This window comes from Acidovorax sp., assembly GCF_021287135.1.
In the GTDB taxonomy this organism is placed as follows: Bacteria; Pseudomonadota; Gammaproteobacteria; order Burkholderiales; family Burkholderiaceae_C; genus Acidovorax.
The window spans coordinates 218,149-233,031 of record NZ_JAJTBB010000085.1 but is presented as its reverse complement, the minus strand read 5'-3'; the positions used below and the strand labels follow the sequence as shown (position 1 = coordinate 233,031).

At 64.3% G+C, this 14,883-nt stretch carries 11 protein-coding genes; 4 read left to right on the top strand and 7 right to left on the bottom strand.

The features are described from left to right. Positions 1-11 precede the first annotated feature (11 nt). The 4 genes from coaD to LWW96_RS20660 form a co-directional block, all read right to left on the bottom strand. Positions 12-512 carry a pantetheine-phosphate adenylyltransferase gene (gene coaD, locus LWW96_RS20675; RefSeq protein ID WP_291489745.1) on the bottom strand — a complete coding sequence of 167 codons (501 nt, stop codon included), beginning with the start codon at positions 510-512 and terminating at the stop codon, positions 12-14. 161 nt (positions 513-673) lie between these two features. After that, positions 674-1,354, bottom strand: a complete 681-nt coding sequence (gene rsmD, locus LWW96_RS20670) for a 16S rRNA (guanine(966)-N(2))-methyltransferase RsmD (RefSeq protein WP_291489744.1) — start codon at positions 1,352-1,354, stop codon at positions 674-676. Beyond that, positions 1,351-2,700: a pitrilysin family protein gene (locus LWW96_RS20665; protein WP_291489743.1), complete on the bottom strand. Its 1,350-nt coding sequence runs from the start codon at positions 2,698-2,700 to the stop codon at positions 1,351-1,353. The genes rsmD and LWW96_RS20665 overlap by 4 nt, the downstream gene beginning before the upstream one ends. A 20-nt stretch (positions 2,701-2,720) precedes the next feature. Further along, positions 2,721-4,154: a pitrilysin family protein gene (locus LWW96_RS20660; RefSeq protein ID WP_291489742.1), complete on the bottom strand. Its 1,434-nt coding sequence runs from the start codon at positions 4,152-4,154 to the stop codon at positions 2,721-2,723. Positions 4,155-4,182: 28 nt separating this feature from the next. Here LWW96_RS20660 and ftsY point away from each other — a divergent pair, with 28 nt between their 5' ends. The 4 genes from ftsY to LWW96_RS20640 all read left to right on the top strand — a co-directional run bounded on the left by ftsY (position 4,183) and on the right by LWW96_RS20640 (position 7,622). Then, the gene (gene ftsY, locus LWW96_RS20655) at positions 4,183-5,514 is read left to right on the top strand and encodes a signal recognition particle-docking protein FtsY (RefSeq protein ID WP_291489741.1); all 1,332 of its coding nucleotides are present in this window, start codon (positions 4,183-4,185) and stop codon (positions 5,512-5,514) included. 141 nt (positions 5,515-5,655) lie between these two features. Then, positions 5,656-6,048, top strand: a complete 393-nt coding sequence (locus tag LWW96_RS20650) for a Rid family hydrolase (RefSeq protein WP_291489740.1) — start codon at positions 5,656-5,658, stop codon at positions 6,046-6,048. A gap of 541 nt (positions 6,049-6,589) precedes the next feature. Next, entirely contained in the window at positions 6,590-7,375 is a 786-nt protein-coding gene (locus LWW96_RS20645; protein ID WP_291489739.1) for a hypothetical protein, read from the top strand. Between the two features lie 43 nt (positions 7,376-7,418). Then, positions 7,419-7,622 carry a hypothetical protein gene (locus LWW96_RS20640; RefSeq protein WP_291489738.1) on the top strand — a complete coding sequence of 68 codons (204 nt, stop codon included), beginning with the start codon at positions 7,419-7,421 and terminating at the stop codon, positions 7,620-7,622. Between the two features lie 10 nt (positions 7,623-7,632). On the opposite strand, the gene LWW96_RS20635 is transcribed toward LWW96_RS20640, so the two are convergent. The 3 genes from LWW96_RS20635 to LWW96_RS20625 form a co-directional block, all read right to left on the bottom strand. Beyond that, on the bottom strand, positions 7,633-8,631 hold the full coding sequence (locus LWW96_RS20635; protein ID WP_291489737.1) for a DUF3883 domain-containing protein: 999 nt from the start codon (positions 8,629-8,631) through the stop codon (positions 7,633-7,635). A 669-nt stretch (positions 8,632-9,300) separates the two neighbouring features. After that, positions 9,301-12,801, bottom strand: a complete 3,501-nt coding sequence (locus LWW96_RS20630; protein WP_291489736.1) for an AAA family ATPase — start codon at positions 12,799-12,801, stop codon at positions 9,301-9,303. Between the two features lie 97 nt (positions 12,802-12,898). Continuing rightward, positions 12,899-14,683 carry a hypothetical protein gene (locus LWW96_RS20625; protein WP_291489735.1) on the bottom strand — a complete coding sequence of 595 codons (1,785 nt, stop codon included), beginning with the start codon at positions 14,681-14,683 and terminating at the stop codon, positions 12,899-12,901. Positions 14,684-14,883: the final 200 nt, after the last annotated feature.

Here is a 14,883-nt window from a genome sequence, read left to right as displayed (position 1 = left end):
TTCAAATCACCTCAGGACGGCGTGAGGGTGCGCACCTTTTCAACCAGGCGGTCCTGCACCGAGGGAGAGACGAACTTGTGGACCTCGCCCCCCAGCACGGCGATCTCGCGCACGAAGGTGCTGCTGATGAACTGGTATTTGTCGCTGGGCGTGAGGAACACCGTCTCCACCTGGGGCATCAGGCTGCGGTTCATGCCGGCGAGCTGGAACTCGTAGTCAAAGTCGGTCACCGCGCGCAGGCCGCGCACCATGGCCTTGCCGCCCCGCTCCACCACGAAGTCGCGCAGCAGGCCGGAAAAGGCCTCGACCTGCACCTGCGGGTACATCTTGACGGCCTCGCGGACCATGTCGATCCGTTCGTCCAGCGTGAACAGCGTCTTCTTGTGGTGGCCGGCGGCCACGGCCACGATCACGCGTTCGAACAATTGGGTGGCCCGGCGAACCACGTCTTCATGGCCCAGCGTGATGGGATCGAAAGTTCCGGGGTATACGGCGAGCACGTTCTGGGCCATGGCTGGTTGTCTCCTGTCTGGCGAATGACGGTGGCCCGGGCCTCCAGGATCTTCCCCGGTATGGAGCCTGCGGGCCGCGTGCGCGCATTATGCAGTGCAGTGCAACATGGCGCCGGCCACCACCGCGGGCAGCCGGGGGGAAGGGGCCGCCGAAGCCGGTATCAGGCGCGGCGCAGCAGGTGCGCGTGCACGGCCCCCGCCTTCAGGTGGCGGTGCACCGCCAGGCCGGCAACGGCCAGGTCTTCATCGGTCCAGGCGCGGGGCGCCTCCAGGTAGACGAACCCTTCGGCGGCCACCGCCCGGGCGGCAGCCTGCAGCGCGGGGGCGAAGAACGGGCCGTCAAACGGCGGGTCCAGCAGCACCAGGTCCAGGCTGGCGGGCGCCGCCTGCTGCAGGGCGGCCACGCCGTCGCCGCGCTGCACGCGCACCGCACCGGCCTGCAGGCGCTGCTGCAGCGTGGTGAGCTGCGCCGCCAGGGCCGCGTCGTTCTCCACCAGCAGCACCGAGGCCGCGCCGCGCGAGGCCGCCTCCAGCCCCAGCGCGCCCGTGCCGGCAAACGCATCCAGGCAGCGCCAGCCGGCCAGATCCTGGCCCAGCCAGTTGAACAGGGTTTCGCGCACGCGGTCGGGCGTGGGGCGCAGGCCGGGGCGCTGGGCCACGGGCAGGCGGGTGCGCTTCCACTGCCCGCCGATGATGCGGATTTCGCCCGCGCCCTTGGGGGCGGCGGCAGCGGCAGCGGGCTTGGGCCGGGCCTTTTTCGGGTCGGGCGGGGCGGCTGCCGCCGCCTGGGCCTTGCGGATCTCGGCCTGGATGGCGCTGCCGCGCAGGGTGGAACGGCTCATGGCTGCTTGCCCCCCACCACCACGGTCACCATGCGCTCGGGCTGCAGCTTGCGCGCCATCGCGGCCCGCACGTCGGCCACCGTGAGCGCCTCGACCTTGCGCGCCCATTGGTCCAGGTAGTCCAGCGGCAGCTCGTTCCAGGCGATGTTGGCCACGTTGGCCAGCAGCTTCTTGTTGCTGTCGATGCGCAGGGCGAAGCCGCCGATCAGGTTGTCCTTGGCGGCGCGCAGTTCATCCTCGGTGGGGCCTTCGGCCACAAAGCGGGCGATCACGTCGCGCGACACCTGCACGGCCTGGGCGGCCTGGTCGGGGCGCGTCTGCAGGCCCACGGTGAAGGCGCCGGCGTGCAGCCCGGCAGCGAAGTAGCTGTAGACGCTGTAGGAGAGGCCGCGCTTTTCGCGCACCTCGTGCGTGAGCCGCGAGACAAACCCGCCGCCGCCCAGGATGTGGTTGCCCACCAGCAGGGCCAGGAAGTCCGGGTCGCGCCGCTGGAAGCCCGGCTGGCCGATCAGCACATGGGCCTGGGCCGAGGCGAAGGGAATGTTCTCCTCCACCGGCGCGGCGAGCGGCGCGATCTCGCCCACCGGGGGCAGCGGCGCGCAGCCCGTGGCGGCCGGCAGGCGCGACAACAGGGTGGCCACCAGCGACTGCGCCTGCGCGCGCGACACCGCGCCGACGATGCTGACCTTGGCGCGGCAGGCGGCGATGTGCTGGCCGTGGAAGGCCTGCATGTCCTCCACGCCGATGCGCATCAGCGTGTCCTGCGTGGTGCGCGCGCCATAGGGGTGGCTGCCGTACACGGCGGCGGCAAAGGCGTAGCCCGCCACCGTGGCCGGGCGCGTGTTGGCTTCCTTGAGGGTGGCGATCCAGCGCGCCCGGTCGCGAGGCCACACGTCGGCCGGCCAGCTGGGCTCGCCGATCTGGCGCGCGGCCAGGCGGGAGGCCTTGTCGAGCAGCGGCGGGTCGGTCAGCGAGCGCAGCGTGTAGTGCAAGGCATCGTTGTCAGCGCTGGCCTCGAAGCTTGCGCCCAGGTCGGCCCAGGCTTCGCCCAGGCCGTTCTCGTCCAGTGCAGGCTCGTTGCCCGCAGCCTTCACGCCCTTGCTGGCCATGGCGGCCACGGATTGGGCCAGGCCCGCCTGGCCCGCCGGGTCGCGGCGCGTGCCGGCGTCAAAGTCGATCTGCACGTCCACCATGGGGATGACGGGGCTTTCGACCAGGTAGACCTGGGCGCCATTCGTCTCCGTCCAGTGCTGGATGGGCAGCAGCGCCCACGCAGAATTTGAATAAAAAATGGCTCCAGCGCTTACCAGTAAAGCGCGGGCAGCTATGTTTTTGAGAGTCATCATGAGCAAAGGCCCCTGCGGGTTCAACGGATCACCGCACCGGGCGGCAGCGTGGGACGCGCGCGCGGCGCATCCAGCGGCTGGGGCAGCAAGGTGCCCACGGTGAGCTGGTCGTCGCCAAAGTACTTCGCGGCCACGGCCTGCACCTGCGCCGGGGTCACGGTGCGCAGCAGCGCCAGCAGGCGGTCGTTGGCGTCCAGCGGAAAGCCCTGCACCCAGTTGCCGCCCAGCTCCTGGGCCTGGCTCATCACCGAGTCGCGCTCGTACACGGTGGAGGCGATCCATTGCGTCTTGACGCGGTTGAGCTCGGCCTCGCTGACGCCGCCCTGCGCCACGCGGGCCACTTCGGCGCGCAGGGCGTCTTCGACCTGCTGGGCCGTCTTGCCCGCAGCCGGCACGCCGCTGAGCATGAACAGGCTGGGGCCGCGGCCGGTGACCATGGCGGAGCTGCTGGCACTGTCGGCCACGCGGTTCTCGCCCTGGGTCAGCGCGCGGTCCAGCCGCGCACCGTCGTAGCCGCTGAACACCGCCGACAGCACCATCAGCGCCAGCGCATCGCGGTCGGCATCGGTCAGCGCGTCCAGCCGCCGCAGGCTGGGCGCGCGGAAGGCCAGCGCCACGTAGGCCTGCTCGGCCGGGGCCTTCACGGCAATGCGCCGCAGGCCCTGCTGCACGGGCTCCGTGCGCGGCTTGCGCGCGGGCAGCGCATGCACCGGCAGGCTGCCGTAGTACTTCTCGGCCAGCGCCCGCACCTGGTCGGGCTGCACGTCGCCCGCCACCACCACCACGGCGTTGGTGGGCGTGTACCACTGGCGGTGGAAGGCGCGCACGTCGTCGGCGGTCATGGCGTCCAGGTCGCTCATCCAGCCCACGATGGGCCGGCGGTAGGGCGATGCCACGAAGGTGGTGGCGAACAGCTGCTCGGCCAGCACGGCACGGGGCTGGTCCTCGGTGCGCAGGCGGCGCTCCTCCTTCACCACCTCGATTTCCTTCTGGAACTCGTCGTCCGGCCAGTGGTTGTGGGCAAAGCGGTCCGATTCCAGCTTCATCACGTCCTCCAGCCGGTTCGCGGGGATCTGCTGGTAGTAGCCCGTGTAGTCGCGGCTGGTGAAGGCGTTCTCGCGCCCGCCCAGGGCCGCCACGCGGCGCGAGAACTCGCCCGGCGGCAGCGACTTGGTGCCCTTGAACATCATGTGCTCCAGCACATGGGCCACGCCCGAGGTGCCATCCACCTCATCCAGGGACCCCACGCGCACCCAGACCATGTGCACGGCCGTGGGAGCCCGGTGGTCCGGCTGCACGATGAGCTGCATGCCGTTCTTGAGGGTGAATTGCTGTGCCCCGGAGGCGGTGGCCGAGGGGGCTGCGGAAGAAGGAACCGCTGGCGTCGTTGCCGCCAGGGCCGCCCCGGACGCGAGGCAGGCCACCAGGGCCAGTAGGGTGAAGGCGCGTTTCATAGAATGCAGTGATTCTAAGAACCCGCCAATGTTCAGTTTTTTCAAGAAGAAGCCTGCCCCCCAGCCTGCGCCGCCCGCTGACGCCGCCCCGCCCGTGCCCGGTGCGGAGACCGCGCCCGTCTCTGCGGCACCCGTAGAGCCCCTGCCGAGCGTAGCCCCCGCGCCAGCACCCGCCGAACCGGCGGCGGCTGCGTCGTCCGCGTTTGGCTGGCTGCGCAACCCCTTTGCCTCCAAGGCGCCCGAGGCTTCTCCCGCCCCCGCTGCGGCCACAGCACCTGCGCCTGCGGCCGTGCCCGCACCAGCGGCCCCCAGCCCGGCCCCAGTGCCGGCCCAGGCTCCCGCGCGGGCCGCGCCCTCTGCGCCCGCTATGGCGCCAACCATCGCGCCAACTATTGCGCCGGCCGCCGCGGCCCCGCAGCCCGCCCCTGCGCCCCTGCCCCTGCCAGCGGCTGCGCCCGCCGAACGCAAGGGCTGGCTGGACCGTCTGAAAGCCGGGCTGCGCAAGACGGGCACCAGCATCACCACGGTCTTCACCGGCACGCAGATCGACGACGCGCTGTACGAGGAACTGGAGGCCGCGCTGCTCATGGCGGACACGGGCGTGAAAGCCACCACGCACTTGCTGGCCGACCTCAAGCGCCGCGTGAAAGAAGCCAAGGCCACCGAACCCGCTGCCGTCAAGGGCCTGCTGGCCGATGCCCTGGCCGACCTGCTGCGCCCGCTGGAAAAGCCCCTGGTCATCGGCGAGCACACGCCCACCGTCATCATGGTGGCCGGCGTGAACGGCGCAGGCAAGACGACCTCCATCGGCAAGCTCACCAAGCACCTGGCCGATGAAGGCGCCGCCGTGCTGCTGGCCGCGGCCGATACCTTCCGCGCCGCCGCGCGCGAGCAGCTGGGCGTCTGGGCCGACCGCAACACGGTCGAGATCGTGAGCCAGGAGGGCGGCGACCCCGCCGCGGTGAGCTTCGACGCCGTCACCGCCGGCAAGGCCCGGGCCAAGGACGTGGTGCTGGTGGACACTGCGGGCCGGCTGCCCACGCAGCTGCACCTGATGGAAGAGCTCAAGAAGATCCGCCGCGTGGTGACCAAGGCCGATGCCACCGCCCCGCACGAGGTGCTGCTGGTCATCGATGGCAACACGGGCCAGAACGCCCTGGCGCAGGTGCGCGCGTTCGACGACGCGCTGCAGCTGACCGGCCTGATCGTGACCAAGCTCGACGGCACCGCCAAGGGCGGCGTGCTCGCCGCCATTGCCCAGGAACGGCCGGTGCCCGTCTATTTCATCGGCGTGGGCGAAAAGCTGGAAGACCTGGAAACCTTCAACGCCCGCGAGTTTGCCCAGGCACTGCTGACCTGACACGGCAGCGCCCGTGCCGGGCACCAGCCGTGGACGAGCTGGATTGTTCAGATTCCGCAAACAGTGTGGGCTCCACTTGGCTGTTTATCCCGGGCGACGCAGTGCCTACAGTGGGCACCTTCCCTCCAAGAAAGGTGTCCGATGCCCCCACGCGACGTAGTTTTCCCCGCCGGCCGACAGGCGCTTTACGAGAAGAACCGCTACTCACCGGCCGTGCGCGCCAACGGCTTCCTTTTTGTCTCAGGCCAGGTCGGCAGCCGTGAAGATGGCACGCCGGAACCGGATCTGCAGGCCCAGGTCCGCCTGGCCTTCGACCATCTGAACGCCGTGCTCGGCGCTGCCGGCTGCAGCTTCGCGGACGTGGTCGACGTCACCGTGTTCGTGGTCGACCCCGAAAAGAACCTGGAGCGGATCTGGCAGGTCGTGCCGGAGTACTGGGGCGAAGCGCCCTTCCCGCCCCTGACGGGCGTCGGTGTCACGTGGCTGAGCGGTTTCCAGTTCGAGATCAAGGTGATCGCCAAGCTGCCCGACTGAACACCCTGAAGGCGCGCAAACCGCCATAAAAATCAACGCGTTAGGGAATTTTTGCCCCCGCCAACGCTCTAAATGCCCTGCCCCGTTCCCTGTCGATATGCGCTGAGTGTTGTACTGCCGAATTCGAGAAATCAACGACTTGGGACATCACGATGGGCCTACCTTTGTACTTCTTATTCCTTCAGTGTTGTATTTTCCCGGGCGTTCCTCACTGAGTCTTGTATTTTTCCCCAGCCCGGCTGCCTGGCACTATCAGCTCAAGATCTTTCCACTCATGGCCGCACATGGACGCTTGACGCACAGGACAGCGTTTTGGCAGGCGACAGCTACAGGCTGGTTGCTGCCGGTCGAATTTTCCGGTCGAGGGGCTGCAGAAGCGAAAAGCTGACTTTGGCCGGCACTTCTTCTCGAGGTCAAGCGAATATTCAAACCGGCATGCACAGCTCCCGGGAGTTAGTGGGTCACTTCTAAATGGAAATCAACACGGGAGGCCATGGAGCGGATCGAAGCACTGCGATAGCTGTAGGATAATTTTGCCACCGTGGCGAACGATCCGCAGCTCGAGGAAACCTGCTACATGTGCTCCGCTTTGGCGGTCTCGCGTGAGCACGTCCCGCCCAGATGCCTGTTCCCCGAATCAAAGGACGTTGGGGGGCTGAACCTGCGCAAGGAGCTGATCACCGTTCCATCCTGTGCCGCCCACAACGCCGCCAAGTCCTGCGACGACGAGTTCCTGATGATGAGTCTGGCCGGCATCGTCGGCAACAACTCCATCGGCTACCGGCACTGGACTGGCAAGGTGGATCGGGCCTTTCGACGCAGTTCGTACAGGGTGCTCAATAGCACGGTGCTTAAGCCCAAACGCATCGAGCGCCTGGTGCTCGAAGGCAACCTTTTCATGGATGTGATCTGGGGCACGCCGGATGTTGCGAGGCTGTACAGGTGCTTCGAACACGTACTGCGCGGGCTCTATTTTCATGACTTTGGCCACCGCTTCGAGGGGGATGTGCGGCTGATTCCAGGATTCATTAAGCACGAACCGGGGCACGCCCACACTTGGCAGAAGTTCATCGAGGCACGTTACCGGTATGACGCGGATTCAATGCCTCGAAACGGCGGCAATCCCGAGGTGTTTTACTACCAGCGATTTCCTAACGACGAACATGGGCTCATCGCCTACCGGCTGTGTCTTTATGGCGGTGTCGACGTCTACGCCTGCCTGATTCCCTCCACGGTGAGGATGCCGGGAAACCTCGTGGCTGAGATGATCTCCGGCGGAATGAAGACGGTCATCACAGTGGGCGAGAAGGCCTTTACTTTCAACTGAACGCTACGGCCTCGGCCGGGCGGTATTTGCTAGAGACTGAGGAGTGAGCGACTACCAAGAGATGCTTGCCCAGAACCACGCGCGTATGCGGGAGATGGGGCAGGAGGAGCTGCGTGCGGCATCGAGGCGAATCCAGGAATTCAAGGACTATGCCGGTACGCGCGGTGTACAGCTCTCAGACGCCGCCTTCAACTATTCGCCGGCTCTTGGCGTGGCCGACACCGCCCATAGCCGCGACTTCAAGTGACGCCCCTGCCTCAAATCTCCCTGCCCACGGCAGCGATTCGCGGCACCAGGCCGACGAGCATCGGTGGAGACTTTTGGTGAAGGTGCCACTCGTCACCTACCAATTTTGGTGACAGCACGAAGATCTCCGGCTGACTCGAGAAGACGTTGCAAACCATGCACACCCGATAGGTCTTCGATCGTTCCTGCAATCTGAGATATTCATTCGGCGTCAACTCAAACCCGACCGACTCCAGCGAAGTTCCTTTGACTTCGACGTGCAATGTCTGTTTACCACGGGAGACGACGAGATCCCATCCGTGATTCTCGGATTCAACGGACTCGACATGCCACTTCTGCCGCGCAAAGTGCTGCCACGCATAGTCGACGGCGATCGCCTCCACCAAGGCGTTATGCGCATGGTCAGGCTGCCGTGGCCAGCCACGGCCCTTGGCGCCGGCTTTGGTCGCGTCGCCGGCCGGAACTACTGACGGCTGAAGGGAGCGGTGGATGTAGGCGCGAGCCTTCTGGACGAATTCCTTGACGCCAGGCTTGCTCAGATTGATCGTCGGATACCAGACGTTTGACTGGCCGGGAAAGCCCTTGTTGCCGCTCATGGCGGTTGGAACCTTGAACAATCGCTTCTCCTCGGGAAGCAGATAGGCATCGCGCGCGTCAGCACTACACAGATAGCGGCGGCCTTCTCGCTCCATGCCGGGGATGCTTCCCGGACGCTGCCCGTAGTGCTTGTGGAAGACCGTGGCATTGCGATACCAGCCCACGATGACCTGCCCGACACCAGGGCGCTGCGCGATGAACACCACGTCTACGCCGTGAAGCTCATCGCCCTTGTTCCATTTCCCTGTCCCAGTCAAAGCGCGAAGCCTGATACCGCCAAACGACTTGCTCATGGCGTAGCCATAGCAAAGGCCACGGCTGGGCGCGAAGTTGAGGACTTCACCACCGACTCCATGCTCGCGGACATACTGGCCACCGCTCGAAATGTCGCCCGAGCCGTTGTAGTCGGTCATGTAACCCACACGGAGAAATACGATTGGATTCACGCGTTCATCTCCCTCTCCTTACTTTCCGCAGCAGTCTAAAGGAAGCTCGCAGGCAAGCGGCCCTGCAAGGGCGTGCGGTCTTCCAGGTGTCCTGGCGATCAGGTTACGCACTTCACCCTCAAGCTGCCAGACGCCTTCGACAGCCAAGACCTATCAGCATAGTTAGGCTGCTCTATCTCAATACGGTAGCGCCTTGCCTACCAACTGGGCGCGGATGAAATCCTGCGCCCTGACCAAGCCTACTCCGTATGCCTTCGCCGCCCCGTCGCGGGTAGTCCATCGATGATCAAGATCAGTGAGGACCATCCACCAGTCGTTGGAGGGACGCTCTTCCACGATGCCAGGGTAAGCCTCGCCCTTCCAAAGTGATCGCGCTAATGCGAGCGGAAAGTGGCTCCCAAGGACAGTCGCAACGGCTAAGGCAGGACTAGGCTGGTTGCAGCCATTCAGTTGGGGGCAGCCCAATGACGACCGTCGCCAATACCACACATTGCCCGTCCTCCGCGGCGAAGGAGGTGGAGAACGGGTAGAACGTTGGCCCTCCTCGGACTTCCGTCCACCGGGCTGTAAAGCAGTGGGGGAGATGCTCTTCGGCGGGGTCGACTCGCGCAACCCTCTGGCGCAAAGGGGCGCAACTCAGGTCGGCAACTGCGACACCATGGGGCCATCGCTTCCTATCGCTTGGAACCGATAGAACCTCGCCTCGTCGCCCAAGTGTCGAAACTTCTGGCGCGCGAGTTGCAGCAGCTTCTCATCGCAGGTAGAGATTACAAACTGCCGCGGACCATCCGGTGAGGTCTGCAGACCAGCGATCAGGTCCAGCAGCGCGTAGGTATTCAGGTCATCGAAGTGGGTTACCGGGTCGTCCATCATCACCGACGAGAAGCCCGACCAAGTCTGCGAGCTGCATGCCGTCAGGAACAGGCCCAACACAAGTGTCTGCACTTGAGACTGGCTGAAATAGTCGGGCGGCCGCAATCGCTCCTCCCCACGATTGACGTGAACCTCTATCGTTCCGTCTTTGCTGCTCACAGAGATGTCGTCAAAGCCATAGACAGGACGAAGCCGCCTCTGTATGGTCGCCGTGCGAGGACCGTACTCCGTGGTGAAGTGTGTGGTAGCTTGTGCCTGCTGATTGGACAGGAGCTTGGAAACAGCTTCGAAGAAGGTCATCCAAGGCTTCACGGCGCCAGCCCTGGCCTTGGCTTCGGACAGCAAGCGAGAATTCGTCTCTACGCGAGCGCGGATGCTCTCGAAGGCAGCCGAAGTCGCTTGAGCTTCAATCTGCACTTCAAGCTGAGTAGCACCAGCGTGGAGGTCGGCGATGGCCGAAGCGTTCACCTCCACCTCCTTGACCATTTCGAGCACGTCCTCATCTGTGGCATCAGCGGCCAACCCGGCTGTCATTAAGACGGCTGTGTGCTTCGCGATTTCGGCTTCACAGGCGCGAACGGCCTCCTGCATGGCGGTATGCGCGCGTCGCGCTGCGCCTACTTGCGAAGCGGCCTCACTTGCTTGTGCTCGGGCTTGTTCACGCACTTGCGCAGCCGCGGCCAACTCGCTCGCGTAAGCTGCAAGGCGCTGGTCTTCGGTCGCCAAAGCCTTCTGAATTGCTTGGACACCCGCGTCAAGGCTTTGTAGCCCTCGCGCGGCTTCACTCGTCAGATCGGCGAGCTGCCTGCTTGCGCTAGCCCTGGAGTCGGCGACCGCCGCGAGTTCGGACTGGAGTGAGCCCTCGATCTCCTGAGTTCGAACCAGTTTGGTCTCAGCTGACGCAAGAGCGTCCTGAGCAGCAACCAAATCGTTCGAGCACCGAGCCTCGTCGGAGGTCGCCTCAGAGGCTCTCCTGGCGTATTCGGCCAGCAACGTTCCGTCCATCGCTAGGCCGACTGCGCTGACCGCTTCTTGCAACTCGGAAAGCCTTTGCTGGCGCTGCTGGAGCATGGAGCGGGCATTTCTTAGTTTTTCTTCTGCCAGGCGCGATGCAGACTCGGCGTTTGCAGCTGCCAGTTGCAATTCGTGCTGCTTCGTGCGCGCGTCAGCCAATGCGTCGGAGAGCTTGTCGAGAGCCGCGCTAGCGTGAGCACGGCGGTCGATGGCCGCAAGCAGTGCCTCGTGGCTGCCATGGTCGTGCCCGCACAGCAAGCACGTTCCGTCGGAGGTGTGGCTGCGCAACGCTGCCACGAGTGCGTCCACTTTCTCTGCGTCAGCACGTGCGGAGTTCAGTTGCTGCTCCAGACTGGCAGTCACTTGCCCCTGTACCTCGACGGTCTCCGACGCCTGACTCACGGCGGCGCGCTGGTTTGCAAGTGCCAGAACGCAGGCAGCTTCATCGTCGCGCGCGGCGGCTAGCTGCCTTTCAATCTGTGTGCACGCTTCGAGAATCGGTCGCAGCGCGTCGAGTGCCGCACGCCCCTGCGAGGCCAATCGGAGCAGTCTCTGCGCCTGCTCCAAGGCTGCCGCCGCCTGCCCCTTCGCAGCAGCTGCCGCTTCGGTCTTGGCACGAGCTTCCGCCGCGCTCTCCGATATAGCCGCATGCCGAAGGTCAAGCTGCGCTACTTGTTGCTTGAGGCTCGCGTAAGTCGGCGCAACAGACACGCTCCAGGCCAGCCAGTCTCGCGTGTTTTGAACAGCCTCCTGCTCTTGCGTCAGGAGCGCGAGCTCTCTCTCGGCCGCAGCTTGCGCTTCTGCCTTCGAAGTTTCGGTCGTGGATGCCTGGTTAAGAGTGGACTCAGAGACAACGAGCGTTTTCCGCGCCCCCTCGAGTTGAGAGCGCAGCGTCGCGAGGGTTTCGAGGTTGCTGCGACACCCATCAAGAGAGACCTTGCGCTCGCGCAGACTTACTAGACGCGCTTCAAGCGCGGCGCGCAGCAACCGGACACTTGATGGACCGTCCGCCGTGTCAACTTGGACCCCAAGCTCTCTAGCGGGCTGAACGAGAGCTGCGATACGTGCGTCCGCTCCGTCGGCAACACCATCGCTCGAGACGAGTCCCTTTAGCCGTTGCAGTTCCTTCTCGTCGGTATCACGCTCATCGGAGGCTCTCTTCATCTGCGCTTCGGCCTCTTCCAGCCTCTGCTTGGCGAGCCTGCAGACCTCGGCTGACTTCTTTACTCCGTTGACGTAGTCGTCGAACGCGAGCATGCGCGAAACCAGATGGCCGGGAAGTGTGGAGCTCTGGTAAACCTCCCGCGTCAGCTCTTGATTGTCTTGATCAAAAAGGTGCGTGGCGCGAAAAAGCGACACCAGGTTTTCAACGCGGTCCGCTGACGGAGTACCGCCTGTCAGCGCCGCAAGCACCGACTTGCGCGAGGTGACCTGACCATCCAGAGTTGCATCTGAAGCAGAGCTGAGCGTTCGCACCAGTACCCGCTCTTGCCCGCCCTGTTCGAACGTCACCGTCACGGATGTAGGCTCGCCAGTGCTGTCCAGGTGCTTGGCCGCTTTCGCAAGACCGCCCCTCGCGTTGGAGAGCCTACCCACCCCACCTGTTACGGCAAAGTCCAGCGCATCGAAGAAAGACGTCTTGCCAAAGCCATTTGGCCCATACAGGACCGTGAGCTTAGAGCCAAGCTCGAAGGTCTTGGTCGCCCGGTAGGCGCGGAAGTTCTCAATCGAGACGGACTTGAGCGTCGCTAAATTCGGCCTCTCAGGCTCCCGAACCGCTGCGCTGGGGCTTGCCCCCTCGCTGCCCAGCACAGGTTGCCCGTACCGGCCAGCCAAGCTGTTGTCAAGAATGGTTGCTGGCCCTGTACCAGGGTCGACTAGGGCATTTGCGAGTTCGGGCTTGAGCGCCCGATGCCGCAGCAGCGTCTTTGCAGATGGAGGACGAATGGAGGCGCCTGCAATCTGCTCGAGCGGAATGAACGGAAGGCGAGACAGACTCTCTCGCACGTTTGAGGTGAGCCGCAGCACGTACTTGCGACAGAAGTAGACGTCGATCTCGACCTTCGAGCAGAACGCTTCGTCAGCCTCCTGGCCTGGCGGTATGCATAGGACAAACGAGATTTCCTTCGAGATCCACTCAGAGCCCTTGGAGCGATAGTGGTCCTTGAAGCCAGAGTACAGCGCCTCGTAGTCGTCCGCGCCGCCCATCGCAAACGCATCTACTGCGTGGCCCCGCAGCATGATGACCATGGGAGCCAAGTCCTCACGGAAACTCACTTGCACCAGTTGCGCACTCGGCAGCAATGCAGACAGGGCCTCGGTGAGGCCTGACGGCAGTCCGATTGCGTCAGTTGAGAGCCGCATCAATCACTCCTAGAACGTCCGCAGGCGCCTGTGCGGTGCGGTAGGCTCGCAGCAGGTTCTGGTAGCCGATGCGCACGATGGCACTTCCCGGGTCAGTGATGTTGACCTCCTCGGTCGCGCCACTGAACTTGTCGAAGATGCTACCGAACTCTTTGCCCCAGAGGGTGTTTTCCGCGTCTCTGCTGATAACCAGCAGCCGTCCCCTGTGACACGGCGCCATGTCACGCACGTGCTTGTCCGCATCTTCGTGCCGGTTGGCCAGGACAGCAACCATTTCCATCTCGGCATGGTCTCGCCTGACAGTTGCGTGAGCGCTGGCGGCATGGACATACATCGCCATCCCCGCCGCCCCCAGGATTGAGAGCGAGTTCAGAATGTGGTCGACAGCCTTGCACTCAGCGTCTGCCCACTTGTCGACGCTCTCTTCGCTCTTGGTATTCACACTCGCCATCAGAACAGCGTGCCTGACCGCGTGTGGCTGCAGCTCCCGAATACCGAGGTCGATACCCTCGTGGGCGGTCTTGGCCGCAGCAGCTAACGGCGCTTCTGGAAACAGCTTGCTAAGCGCCCTTGTGGGCTCGTCGAGTTCGTCATTCACCCACTTGACCTCCGCAGCCACGCCAGCGCCGGGCGTCCTGGGGTCAACCTTGTCGCTCAGGGGGTGAACCGTCGCGTTTTCTACCGCAACGCGTCGCCCTGCCGCGCCGAGCGGAAGAGCTTTGGGGTTCCTGACGAGCAATGAGTGAACACACGCGCCGCTCTCGCGAAACAGCGCGTCCCGGCAGCTCTCAAGCGGATTGCCCGCTCGGAACGGCGCGCCACCGTTGCAATAGGTCGGCATGCAGTTGGGCTTGACGAACTTCTGGCTTGCGAAAATGACGGCTGACTGCCCGAAACTGTCGCATTTTCCGGGCTCATCGCGTCCCGCAACGTTCGCCATCACCAGGCACGTGTCGTCACGCAGGACCTTTGCGAACTGTCCCTGCTGATAGAAATTGGTGACCTGCGACATGAACGAGGCGTGCGACGGCACAGGATTGCACTGCGGCACGAACATCCAGTCCAGAGTCAGGTACGCGTCTTGGGCGGCAGTGTTGATTCCGTCGAGGAGCAGTTCCCAAACGCGCCGGCCGTCCCGCTCTCCGACCCAGTCGTAGCAAAGCAGTGAGGCGAACCGAAGCGGCACGCCCGTGTCCGCGCACGATGCCTTGAATACGTAAATCGTCTCGCCTTGGAACATCGTCTGATGAGAGCGATTGAGCTCTACCCAGGCAGGAGAAAGCTTGGGCTGCACCCACCGGTGCACCTGCCCCTGCGCGTCTTTCACCCACGTGACAACGCAATTGACCCACTGCTGCGCCGTGACTGCTGCAGGTGTGTTGCCCGCGCTGGCGGTTGTGTTCGCGAGTTGAAGAAGCTGCGCGTAGCTTGTGTTCGTCAGGCCGTCCACGCCGCCGATGACTACTGTGGCACTTGGCCAGTCGTTGCCGGCAAGCGCTTGGTCGATGACCGTAACACCCTCAAGGCCGGGTATGGCGTCTTCCGGAAGCACCGTGAAGTGGGTTCTGTCGGCCCGATGATGCCGACCAAGCGATACGTTCAGCGCTGACTGCAGGTCTTGCAGGCACTTGTGCTTGCTCTCTGGCCGCAAAACGATGGGCTCGTCGAGCGTGAACTTGATGTGCGGCTGCGAAAGCACCATGCCCACGCCACTCCGGGGAAAGCGAACGCCCAGAACAGCCAAATCGATTTCGACAACACTGACCACCGCGTTCCCCCCGTTTCGCAACATTCTGACACGTTGCTCAACCGTTAAATAGGCGCATGAAGGCGGCGGGCAGTCACTGGACGAGGTCTCGAGGCCGATACGGCGTTGGTTATGCGGGGATCGGCCTGTACGTGATGTCTGCTTTCGCTGCGAACTCGCCGTCGATACGCAGATGGCAGGTCAAGGCGGTCTACAGTCAG

Bases quoted from the DNA above. Each gene is read 5' to 3' on its own strand.
- coaD (WP_291489745.1), bottom strand. From the start codon at position 512: ATGGCCCAGAACGTGCTCGCCGTATACCCCGGAACTTTCGATCCCATC.
- rsmD (WP_291489744.1), bottom strand. From the start codon at position 1,354: ATGAGCCGTTCCACCCTGCGCGGCAGCGCCATCCAGGCCGAGATCCGC.
- LWW96_RS20665 (WP_291489743.1), bottom strand. From the start codon at position 2,700: ATGATGACTCTCAAAAACATAGCTGCCCGCGCTTTACTGGTAAGCGCT.
- LWW96_RS20660 (WP_291489742.1), bottom strand. From the start codon at position 4,154: ATGAAACGCGCCTTCACCCTACTGGCCCTGGTGGCCTGCCTCGCGTCC.
- ftsY (WP_291489741.1), top strand. From the start codon at position 4,183: ATGTTCAGTTTTTTCAAGAAGAAGCCTGCCCCCCAGCCTGCGCCGCCC.
- LWW96_RS20650 (WP_291489740.1), top strand. From the start codon at position 5,656: ATGCCCCCACGCGACGTAGTTTTCCCCGCCGGCCGACAGGCGCTTTAC.
- LWW96_RS20635 (WP_291489737.1), bottom strand. From the start codon at position 8,631: ATGACCGACTACAACGGCTCGGGCGACATTTCGAGCGGTGGCCAGTAT.
- LWW96_RS20630 (WP_291489736.1), bottom strand. From the start codon at position 12,801: ATGGTCATCATGCTGCGGGGCCACGCAGTAGATGCGTTTGCGATGGGC.